Source organism: Paenibacillus tuaregi (genome assembly GCF_900086655.1).
Classification (GTDB): domain Bacteria; phylum Bacillota; class Bacilli; order Paenibacillales; family Paenibacillaceae; genus Fontibacillus; species Fontibacillus tuaregi.
In genome coordinates this window covers 2,556,633-2,567,330 of the sequence record NZ_LT575476.1, presented here as the reverse complement: position 1 = coordinate 2,567,330, position 10,698 = coordinate 2,556,633, and the positions used below count along the sequence as shown (strand labels likewise).

The window sequence follows — 10,698 nt, the reverse complement described above, 5'->3', positions numbered from 1 at the left end:
TTCACTCCTTCCAAAGTTTTCCGTCCTCCCGAATGCTAATCAGGGAGTTTCCATCTGCGGACGGAAGCGATATCTGGAACAGACTGCGGGTGACCTCAATCTGCGGTAACGTGTCTGACTCCCATGTCTCGTTATCCGCAATTTCATGGATGTTCTTGGTGAATACACCATGTTCCTTATAATAATTTCGCTGGCGATAATACAAAGTTCTCAATTTCCACTTGATAATTTCATCAGGTGGAAGAGTGAAGGAGTCAGGGTCTTCAGCTTCCGCAAACAAAACATATCCCCACAATTCGGGATAATGCATATTGATGAGCCCCATTGGTGACCATACCCAATTGTCCTCTGGCAGCGGCCTGCCCGTATCCGGATCAAGAACTTTGCTGTACTTCCCATCTCTGATTTCAACCTTCCACTGTACGCGGGAGAAGTTCACCCTCCAGAATTCACCGGGAACCGGAACCCGTCCTTCGGGAGCACACTCGCGCAGACTTGACCAAGGAAGTGCACACTCCACGCTCCACTTCCGGTTCTCCGCTCCCGGCTTGTTCAATTCCCCATCGATATGGACGGCTGTCTTAAGCCCCTGTATATCCCAGCCGTTCACAGGCGGTCCGCCGTCACGGTATGGCTTGATCAGGAGCAGGTCCCAAACGGTATTGAGTGCGTTAACCTCAAGCTCATAATAGTGATGGCTGTCCCCATCCGGGTCAATAAACACCTCAAAGTCGTTATCATGAAAAATGACCGAGTCCCTCTCCGTAAGAGTGGCCCAAATCTCGTCCTCTTCCAGCTCCGCCCCAATATAGAAAAATTGTTCGTCCCAGAGCATCTTTACCCGGGTCCGCTTGGACGGCCTGGGGCGCAAATCGCCCTCGATATCTACGAAATCCTCGGTCCACGCGGCATTCGCCCAAAAGGGCTTCTCGATTCTTCCGTCCAATACCGGCTTCTGTACCGTATGGCGGCATACGTACTGTTTCGGAGCATATTGTATCTTTGGCTCCGGTACTCCGCTCAGTTTCATGATTCTACCTCCAGCTCCTTTGTTGGAATCTCTATCTATTCATCCTATTCATCGTCGGCGTCTCATCATCGGGTGTCCTGAAGCCTCATTTCTTGATGCTCTGCTAGTTGTGGCTAACTACCGCTCCAGAACTCGATCTCACCATCCAGCTCTAACTTCAGCACGGTAACCTGATCGTGGGCGTCCTCTTTAGACATATAAATCCAAGTGGTTCCGGGGATATCAAACCACGGTACACCTCCATGTATTTCATATTCCAGTTCCTTGCCGGAATGAAGCACGGTGATCTTGCGAATCGAATTACATAGGCCCTTCAAGCATATATTCTCTTTAGGATCGTCATATACAAACAGGTATAAGATCTTTCTGTCTTTGGACAACGTGCTGCCGCCAAGATAATACCGGTTCATAATCCCTTCGGTGGTACCGTATACCGCCTCTTCATGTGTCCGGATCCAGTCGCCGAGTCCAAGCAGGATTTGCTCCTGCCGTGGGTCGAGCGTGCCATCTTCCTTCGGCCCGATATCCAGCAGCATATTGCCGCCCATGGAGATACAATCACAGAACATTCGAATAATCTGGTTTAACGACTTGTACTTATTGTCGGTTGGCACATAACCCCACGAGGAGTTTATCGTGGTGCAGAATTCCGAGGGCCCTGCCGGCCTTGTAATGGGAAGTCCTTGCTCGGGTGTCTTGTAATCGCCATAGCCCTGTAACCGGGAGTTGATGATCACATTCGGGTTCATAGACAGCAGATAGGTTTTGAAATCTGGCAAATTCCACTGCTCCGCACTTCGTTCCCAATCCCCATCGAACCAGAGCAGATCCACTGTTCCATAGTTCGTCATAAGCTCACGAAGCTGGTTGTTGTTGAACTCCAAAAACCTCTTCCACCGTGCTTCATCCTGCTTCCCCCCAGCCGGGCTGGAATATGGATTTGTCTGGGCCGGATTCTCCGGTTCCTTTCCCCCTTCATACACGGTTGGATAATCCGGATGCGACCAGTCAATCAGCGAGAAATACATGCCAAGGCGGATTCCTCTTTTACGTATGGCTTCCGCATATTCCTTAACCAGGTCCCGCTTGGCTGGCGTTCTGGCAACCACATTGAGGTCACTGTATTTCGTATCCCAGAGCGCCACACCATCGTGGTGTTTGCTGGTAAGCACAGCATATCTTGCTCCAGATTTCTCAATCAGGTCCGCCCATTGATCAGCATCATAATTGGACGCGGTGAATCCCTGCAATTGACTCATATATTCTTCATAAGTGATCCTGCCGTTATAGAACGACCAGGACTCCGAAACTCCATTTACTGCATATATCCCGTAATGGATGAAAATACCCAGCTTCGCTTCCTCAAACCATTTTTGCATTTTCGGCTTGCCTCCTCACAGATTTTCACAATCTTGTAAATCCGTCTTGTAATTCTGCCTTTGGCTCTATGTGCAAGCCCCGATTTTGTTGCTATCATAATAGGAACAACAGAGATTTGCGTTCATAGGAGGCGGTAAAATGAAATCCAATTACTTCCGATCCAAGCTCTTTCTCAAATATATTTGGTCTTATCTGTTCATTTTGCTTATTCCTTTAGTCCTGATGACCATCCTGATCTACCGGAATGCGGTCGAGAGCCTTCGCTCGGAAATCGAGCAGTCCCGCTCTTCCCAGCTGACCCAGACCAAAATCATCGTTGACGGACGGATGAAGGAGCTAAATGACATTGCCTCCCGCGTCTCGTATGACAACCGCTTAACCCCTTACCGGGTGCATGATCCTATATACAGTGGGGAAGCCATTCAGGCGCTGGATCAATATAAAGCCACCAGTTCCATCATCAGTGAAATGTATTTGTACTTTCACAAAGATTCCAAGATCTACTCAAGTAAAGGTCTCTCTAATTTCGAGGTCTTCGCGAAGACACTCAGCTTCCACAATTGGAACAAGACCTCCTTGCTGAGCGATCTGAACAGTATCCAATATCCGACTATGAGGCCTGCGGATACAGTTAACCTGACTCCTCATAGGCAGGAGACCATGATGGCCTACCTTATTCCGATTACACCGAACAGTCCCCACCCGCACGGTACAGTGATGTATCTGATCAAAGAATCCGAGCTAACCAGCTTGATCGATTCGGTTCTGGGAAACTTCCAGGGACTGAGCTACATTCTGGACAATCAAGGACAGATTCTTGCCAGCAACCGGCAGGGTGAAGGGCTGACGGAGGCCGAAATGAAGGAGATTTCGGAGATGAAGCCTGGCATCTTTGAATTGACCCTAAATAAGAAAGCGCTGTCAATCGTGTCGGTGAAATCAGACAATAACGGCTGGACTTATGTTACCGTGATGCCCAGCGCCCAGTTCTTCAGCAGCGTCCTTCATGTACGCAGCTTCATCATCATATTGTTCGTCATTCTGGTTCTTATTGGTGCGGGAATCGCGCTCATTCTGGCAAGAAAACAATATCAGCCGATCTCCATGCTGGTGGAATTTGCGGCTTCCAAGTCCAGTGCAAAACAAGTGGCTGATCGGACCCCGGTTAACGGCGGCAACGAGCTTGACCGGATTCGAACTGCACTGCAGGAGTATGGCTCACGGATTGATCTGCAGGAGTCCTTTGCCCGCAATCACTTATTGTCCACCCTGTTAAAGCACGGAAATGCGCACAGCCTCTCCCCTGAGTTTCAGGAAGCGCTGGATATTCATTTTGATGGCTCCTGCTTTTTTGTGATGGTCATTGGCTGGGAACCTTCCGGTGATCTGCAGGAAGACAGGCTGGAGCAGGAACGCCGGGATATAACCGAACTGCTCACCCAAGTGGAATTTCCAGAGATGAACGCGGCAGCTTTTGGTGTAGAGCTGCCACAGCTGGATCAGCTTGCACTCATCATCAACTTTAATCCACTAGCAGAAATGGACAGATTCCATCAGGTGCAGCATATCGTCGAAGCTGTCCGAAGCATACTGCTTGAGACTTTTGCGGTTATTCCCAAGATAGGTGTGGGCAGCTGTTACCACAGTCCGAGTTACTTGAACCAAACATTTATTGAAGCCTGCTCCGCATTTGATTTGAAGGTGTCCTCCTTATCCGGCACGGTCACTTACTTTGAGAAACTGACATTTTCTATGGATAACCTGACCCTATGGATTCCAAGCAGCTCGCTAATGAAGCTGTCCCAAAGTCTTAAACAGGGAAGTTTGGAGGTTGCCGAACAAACGATACGGTCGGCTCTTCATAATCTTCATGTCTCTGAGCTGCCCGTGCTGCTTAAGCGCTGCATTTGCTTTGACGTACTGAACACCCTGCTAAAGACCGCTTCCGGTCTTGGAATTCATCAATTCGTTCAGGATGTCGATCCCAATCTGATATACAGCCAGTCCCCAGAGGAAATTGAACGGGGCCTCCTGGAATTGGCAGGCAGAATCTGCAATCAGGTTGAGCAGAACAATAAAAAGAAGGAACAATCCCTGATTGACCAGATTGTGGCCTATATCAATCACCACTTTACGGACCAGGCCTTGAGCCTGGAGGCGGTAGCGAGCGAATTTTCAGTATCGGCTGCCCATGTCAGCCGCTCATTCAAAGAGAAGACGGGCGTCAATTTTGTGCAGTATATTTGGCAAAAGCGGCTGGATGAAGTCATCCGGCAGCTTGTTTCTACCACCGATCCACTCAAAGAGATTATTCAGAGGGTTGGATACCTCGATACGCCTAACTTTATCCGCAAGTTCAAGAAGGAGACTGGGCTTACCCCAGGCCAATACCGAAAAATCTACTCTGGCACCTCCCCGGACTCGGCCGCTGCTGGCCAGCAGTCCGACGCTTAAAGATACAGCCAACACCCGGTCTCTTGCAGACCGGATATGTTGGCTGTTTTTTTGCCCGGTTAGGCGCTACTTACCAGAGTTCCAGCGGTCATATGCCGCCTGATAGAGCTCTACAATGCGGTCTCCGCCCATCTTTTTCACTTGAGCGATATATTTATCCCAGTTCGATAAAGGCTCCTGGCCGGTGATGAACTTCGCTTCCATCTGCTGAACGTAGGTGTTTAGGTCTGAGAGAAGACCTGTTGCTTCCGCCTGCTCTTCATTAGTCAGGTACACGTTAGGGAACGGCGACTTCGCAATAGGAACGAGCTTCTGCTTCGTTTCTTGGTCAATCCACTCATCGAAATCGGTCCGCAGGCCTTTGACAACTTCCGGATCATTCATACCTGGGGTCAGGATGCCGTAGTTCGGTGTAATGGTGCCGCGATATTCCTCCCGGTCTCCTCCACCCGGAACAGGCAGCCACTCTTTGACATGATTAGCTTTGTCTTTATACTTCCAAAGCAGGTTCTCCGGTCCTTGTGAGAACAGGGTTGCCCCATCATAGCTGTACAGGTAATCAATCCAGCGCATACTGGCTTCTGGAGCTGGATTACTGCTAGTGATCGCAAAAGTGCCGTTAGAGCTTATGCCCGGATGCTTGCCGTACACCGGAGAGCCAGGAATCTCGCTCTTCACCGGGGTCATGAGCGGATTGTCCGGTCCAGGCTCGCCGCCCAGTGTGAAGTAAGGGAACCAGTCGCTGAACAAGGCAACCTGGTTGTTCTTGCCTTTGGCTTTCTTCTGCTCATCGGTTTGCGAGAAGGTCTCGTGGTCGAGCAGGTCCTCCTTCCATAGACGGTTCATAAATGTGAGATAGCCCTTATACCCTTCTTCCTGCGGCGCGTAATGGACTTTGCCACCGGCATCCGCGTAATAGGTCTCGCTGTACATTCCCCAGAATCCGAAGAAATACATGCGCAGGTCGTCCAGCTTTACTGAAGTAAGAGGGATTTCATCCTTCTTGCCGTTGCCGTTCGGATCTTCATTCTTCACCCGCTTCAAGAGCGTATACAATTCATCCGTTGTCTTAGGCAGCTCAGTCACCTTGAGCGTTTTCAGGAATTTGCCGTTATACCACATCGGCCCACGGTACCATATCGCAGCTGTATCAATAAACGGCAGGGCGTACATGTGCCCGTCAGGTGTGGTGAACGACTTGCGGATATCCGGATGCTCATCCAGGATCTTCTTCAGGTTGGGAGCATAACCTTCATCAATATATTTCTCTAGGGGAATCAGCACCCCCTGCGAGCCATAGGTCACCTGCTCCGCTGGCTTCAGATCGGCGGCATAGAAGATATCCGGGAGATTGCCGCTCGCAAAGACCAAGTTCTTCTTGGTAGCAAAGCTGTCGATCGGGGCATTCTGGAATTCAAGCTTGATGCCCGACAGCTTCTCCATCTCCTGCAAAACCGGCATCTTGCTCCAATCGGCAATCCCGGCATCCTGGGACATAACCTTCAGGGTAACCGGCTTGTTTACAATCGGGAAGCCTTCCTTCTTCACCCCATCCGTACTTCCTGCATTTGGGGATGCGGTATCCGCTTTGCCTGAACTGCACGCGGACATCAGGGATGCTGCCAGTGTGAGGCTTAGAAGTAAAACAGACGCTTTGCGAAGTTTTCTCATTCAATAACTCCCCTTTTTTAATTGGTATATGAGTAAGATCAGCCCTTAACCGAACCGATCATCACACCTTGAACAAAGTACCTTTGCAGGAATGGATACACGGCGATCACAGGTACGGTGGCAACAATAATCACCGCATATTTGACCAGTGCCGCAATCTGCGCTTTATTGTTCAGTGCGGATGCAGTAGCCGCATCCATCACACTCCCTGCTTGCGCGGACATCTCCTGAAGGACAAGGATTTGTCTCAAGACCAGCTGAAGCGGATATTTAGCCGAATCATTCAGGTAGATCAGCGCCGAGAAGTAGCTGTTCCAGTTACCCACGCCGTAGAACAGAGCCATCACAGCAATGATCGGCATCGATAAGGGCAGGATGATCTTGACGAACAGCCTGAGATTCGTACAGCCGTCCATCTGAGCCGCTTCCTGAAGCTCTTTCGGAATGGACGTCTGGAAGAAAGTCCGGGATACAATGATGTTCCAGATGGATGCAGCAGACGGAATGACGATAGCCCACATGGTGTTCACCATGCCAAGCTCTTTCACAAGCAGATAGGTCGGCACCAGCCCCCCGCCGAAGAACATGGTTACCATGAACATACCCATGAAGAAATTCCGGCCCAGAAAATCCTTGCGGCTGAGTGCATAAGCTGCGGGCAGCGTTACGATCAGATTGATAGCTGTGCCTACCCCGGTATATAGAATAGTGTTCGCATAACCCGACCAAATGCTCTTGTCCTGAAATACCCTTTGATAGCCTTCAAATGTGATGCCTTTAGGCCACAGCCACATTTCACCGGAACCGACAAACTTCGGATCACTGATTGAAGCGCTGAGCATATAGATGATCGGATAAGCCACAAGGATAAAGGCTAACCAAACATAGATATAATTGCAAATCAGAAAGATTTTGTCCCGGCCGCTCTCTCTCACTGCTGTTGTCATCAGCAGTCCCCCCTTTCTGCACACGTTAGTACTACCATAAGCTGTTGCTCTCACTTGACCGCCGCACCATCTGATTCACGGCGATGAGCAGGATGGCATTCACCAGTGAGTTGAACAGACCGATCGCTGTCGAGAAGCTGTACTGTGCGTTAACAAGACCGGACCGGTAGACAAAGGTGGAGATCACGTCCGAAGACTCCATGTTAAGTGGATTTTGCAGGAGCAGAATCTTCTCAAATCCGACCCCGAGCAGACTGCCCATATTCAGAATTAAAAGAATCGTCATCGTGGGCACCAGGACGGGAATGTTAATATGCCTTACCCGCTGAAAGCGTGACGCCCCATCGATTATCGCGGCCTCATGCAGGCCGGGGTCAACTCCAGACAATGCCGCAAGGTAGATAATCGTCCCCCACCCGGCACTCTGCCACACTCCTGAGAAGACATACATTGTCTTGAACCACCTCGGATCAGTAAGGAAATCCGGAGGTTGTATCCCAACCCACTCCATGATATGAATGATAATGCCTGTAGTAGGTGACAGGAATGTGATGATCATGCCCGCCATAACCACCACCGAGATGAAGTGAGGCGCATACGTGACAGTCTGGGCCATTTTCTTAAAGAAACCGCCCTTTACTTCATTAAAAGCCAGAGCCAATATAATCGGAATCGGAAAGCCGATGGCCAATTCATACAAGCTGATACTTAACGTGTTCCAGATCAAATCCCAGAAATAATAGGAATTGAAGAATCTCTCGAAATGATCAAAGCCAACCCATGGACTGCCAAGTATCCCTTTGCTGGGGATGAAGTTTTTGAATGCAATCTGAATTCCGTACATCGGCAGATAAGAGAAGATAAGGAAGTAGAAAAAGGCGGGGGCAATGAACACATACAGCTCCCAATTTAAAATGATCCTTTTCCAGACCGTTCGTTTCACCTTCCCTGGCTCCCGTATGACACTGCCCGCAGCGATACTTTTCGTATCCTGCATAGAATCACCCCTTTTGTGTTTATAATCCACAGCTGATTCAAGCCGGGTTCCCTGCTGCGCAGCGTATACAATGGAAGGAGATTTATCTGACTGCGGCTCCGCTTCGTATGCGCTTACATTTCAACGGTATACGAGAGTTTGCAGCTCCGTAAATATGTTATTTCGAACCTGATTGAAAGCGCTTTATCCATCTGGATTGCACTGTCATTGGCCAGCCCTATGACAATTGCTGAATGTGTGGTTTTTGATCCCGGTTAATGCACGTGTAAACTGACAATTTGTGATATATCGCAGCGAACTTACATACCTCTTCTTAGTAAACAGCTGCAAAAATACAAAGAACCCGAATCCTAAGATCCGGGCTCCTTGTTTTAAGTTAGGGCTTGAGTGTCTTCCAGTATTCATATGCGTGAACAGCAATCCCTGTATAGGAATCGTACTTACTGAGAAGAGTTGGAAGCTTAGCTAGTTCTCTCTCAAGAATCGCGCTGCCCAATTCATGGAAGCTGACGTAAGGACCTTCTGAGCTGACTTTGGTCTCGACGGCGAGAACGACAGGCTTGCCCAGTTCGCTGCCGAAGGCGAGTTCTTCCTTGGCCATGTCTGCAATACCGCCGATACCGGACGCATAGTTCCGGAAATCCATAATAGTTACATGATCCATCTTTTGAATGAACCATTTGCTGATTGAAATTCCATCCTCGTCTTTCACCTTGTATCGGTCCAGCCATGCTGCAATGTCTACACTAGTCTGAAGCTTAGAATTTTTCTTCACTTCTCCGATAAAATAATTCATGTTGCCGGTCCACTCGTTAATAACTCGATCAGTCGCCGACTGCCAAGCCGGGAGTACCCATGGCTCTACATCAAGATGGATACCAAAGAATCTTTCATCCGCGTCGACAAGCCGGTTATAGTTCTTCACATAATTAATTAATTTGGTGATCTGCGCACGGTTCTCGGTAAAGGCATAACCCGTGTTGCCGCCCATGGCATGCACTTCGATCCCTGCTGCGGAGGCCTTCTTCATGAACGGACGGTATGCTGCATAGCCGTAGTCCACATCAATGTGCAGATACAGTACATTAATCTTCTTATTCTTGGCAAATGTGAGAACTTCATCCGGCCGGTTAACTACATCTCCTGCCTCCCAAATATACGTAGCTCTTATATCAGAGCTACGGTTGACCGGCTTAGCCTCCGGTACCGGGGAATCCGGTTGAGTCGGTTCAGGCTGAGGCACCGGAGTTGGATCCGGTTGCTGCGGAGGCTCTTGACCTGGGTCCGGTTGAGGTACCGGGTCAGGTACGGGAACTGGAACTGGAGCAGGAGTTACAATGTCCTGCTTCATAAGCGCCGCCCAGCCCTCTGCGTCGTTAATCGCGGCTCCGGCATACGATCTCTCACTGCCGAACTGATCATTCACTTCCCAAAGCGCATCATCAACTAGTTGAGGATCCTTGCCGTAGAAGGATGCATCTGTGCTGCTGGCATCCTCTCTCGTATTCAGCGCGACAACAATTTGTCTGCCCAGCGAGGAAGCCATCTGAATCTGCGGCCGTACACTTTCTATAATTCCACTCTTGTCGTATACACTCGTCTTATAATCTAGAATCGTAACATGATTAAATGATTTGATGAACCATTGCAGAGTTGTGTCCCCGCCGGGGAGCTTATCTCCTTTTAACCAGTAAGGGAGATCAATTCCGAGCTCTGTCCCTGGAAGCTTGGTTGCGGCTGCGGTTATGAACTCCTGAAGATTCGACTTCCAAGAATCCATCACCTCAGAGGCTCCGGTAGTCCACTGCGGAAGGGAATACGCCTCGATTCTCAGGTGCACACCTTTTATCTTTTGATCCGCAGCGGCCTGGGCATTGTATGCGCTAACCCAGCTAACCAGGTCAGTCAGCTTAGACTTGCCCGCAGTTAATGCCCAATCAGCACTGCCGTCTAAGGCATGGACTGCAATGCCCCGCTTGCTGGCATTCGCGATAAATTGCCCGTAAACCGTGTTTGGTATCGACCTGTTAACTTGCAGGTAAATGACGTTCACACCTTGTGATGTGGCAAAATCCAGCAGTTTCCCTCCACCATTCTCGATCAGCTCCGTCTGCTTCACCCATGTCGCTTTCACATCATGCCTGGAAGAGAACCCCGTGAGCATGGTAGCTGTGATGACCAACAAGACAATAGCTGCCCAAGAAAACATCCGTTTCATT

7 protein-coding genes are annotated in these 10,698 nt (G+C 49.5%); 1 reads left to right on the top strand and 6 read right to left on the bottom strand.

Annotated elements, in window-relative coordinates:
• Window position 1: 1 nt before the first annotated feature.
• Both BN6628_RS11875 and BN6628_RS11870 read right to left on the bottom strand, forming a co-directional pair.
• A complete protein-coding gene (locus BN6628_RS11875) occupies window positions 2-1,030 on the bottom strand; it encodes a carbohydrate-binding family 9-like protein (protein ID WP_068617645.1) in 1,029 nt (342 codons plus the stop codon).
• Window positions 1,031-1,143: 113 nt separating this feature from the next.
• Complete coding sequence (locus tag BN6628_RS11870; RefSeq protein WP_068617643.1) at window positions 1,144-2,409, bottom strand: alpha-L-fucosidase; 1,266 nt, start codon at window positions 2,407-2,409, stop codon at window positions 1,144-1,146.
• A 139-nt stretch (window positions 2,410-2,548) separates the two neighbouring features.
• Here BN6628_RS11870 and BN6628_RS11865 point away from each other — a divergent pair, with 139 nt between their 5' ends.
• The gene (locus BN6628_RS11865; RefSeq protein ID WP_068617640.1) at window positions 2,549-4,864 is read left to right on the top strand and encodes an AraC family transcriptional regulator; all 2,316 of its coding nucleotides are present in this window, start codon (window positions 2,549-2,551) and stop codon (window positions 4,862-4,864) included.
• 66 nt (window positions 4,865-4,930) lie between these two features.
• Here the strand turns inward: BN6628_RS11865 and BN6628_RS11860 are convergent, their stop codons facing one another.
• The 4 genes from BN6628_RS11860 to BN6628_RS11845 all read right to left on the bottom strand — a co-directional run bounded on the left by BN6628_RS11860 (window position 4,931) and on the right by BN6628_RS11845 (window position 10,697).
• Entirely contained in the window at window positions 4,931-6,535 is a 1,605-nt protein-coding gene (locus BN6628_RS11860; RefSeq protein ID WP_068617638.1) for an extracellular solute-binding protein, read from the bottom strand.
• Between the two features lie 38 nt (window positions 6,536-6,573).
• Complete coding sequence (locus BN6628_RS11855) at window positions 6,574-7,482, bottom strand: carbohydrate ABC transporter permease (RefSeq protein WP_068617636.1); 909 nt, start codon at window positions 7,480-7,482, stop codon at window positions 6,574-6,576.
• Window positions 7,483-7,513: 31 nt separating this feature from the next.
• Window positions 7,514-8,479, bottom strand: a complete 966-nt coding sequence (locus BN6628_RS11850) for an ABC transporter permease (protein WP_068617634.1) — start codon at window positions 8,477-8,479, stop codon at window positions 7,514-7,516.
• A gap of 376 nt (window positions 8,480-8,855) precedes the next feature.
• Entirely contained in the window at window positions 8,856-10,697 is a 1,842-nt protein-coding gene (locus BN6628_RS11845; protein WP_068617633.1) for a hypothetical protein, read from the bottom strand.
• Window position 10,698: the final 1 nt, after the last annotated feature.

Bases quoted from the DNA above. Each gene is read 5' to 3' on its own strand.
- BN6628_RS11855 (WP_068617636.1), bottom strand. From the start codon at position 7,482: ATGACAACAGCAGTGAGAGAGAGCGGCCGGGACAAAATCTTTCTGATT.
- BN6628_RS11845 (WP_068617633.1), bottom strand. From the start codon at position 10,697: ATGAAACGGATGTTTTCTTGGGCAGCTATTGTCTTGTTGGTCATCACA.
- BN6628_RS11850 (WP_068617634.1), bottom strand. From the start codon at position 8,479: ATGCAGGATACGAAAAGTATCGCTGCGGGCAGTGTCATACGGGAGCCA.
- BN6628_RS11860 (WP_068617638.1), bottom strand. From the start codon at position 6,535: ATGAGAAAACTTCGCAAAGCGTCTGTTTTACTTCTAAGCCTCACACTG.
- BN6628_RS11865 (WP_068617640.1), top strand. From the start codon at position 2,549: ATGAAATCCAATTACTTCCGATCCAAGCTCTTTCTCAAATATATTTGG.
- BN6628_RS11875 (WP_068617645.1), bottom strand. From the start codon at position 1,030: ATGAAACTGAGCGGAGTACCGGAGCCAAAGATACAATATGCTCCGAAA.
- BN6628_RS11870 (WP_068617643.1), bottom strand. From the start codon at position 2,409: ATGCAAAAATGGTTTGAGGAAGCGAAGCTGGGTATTTTCATCCATTAC.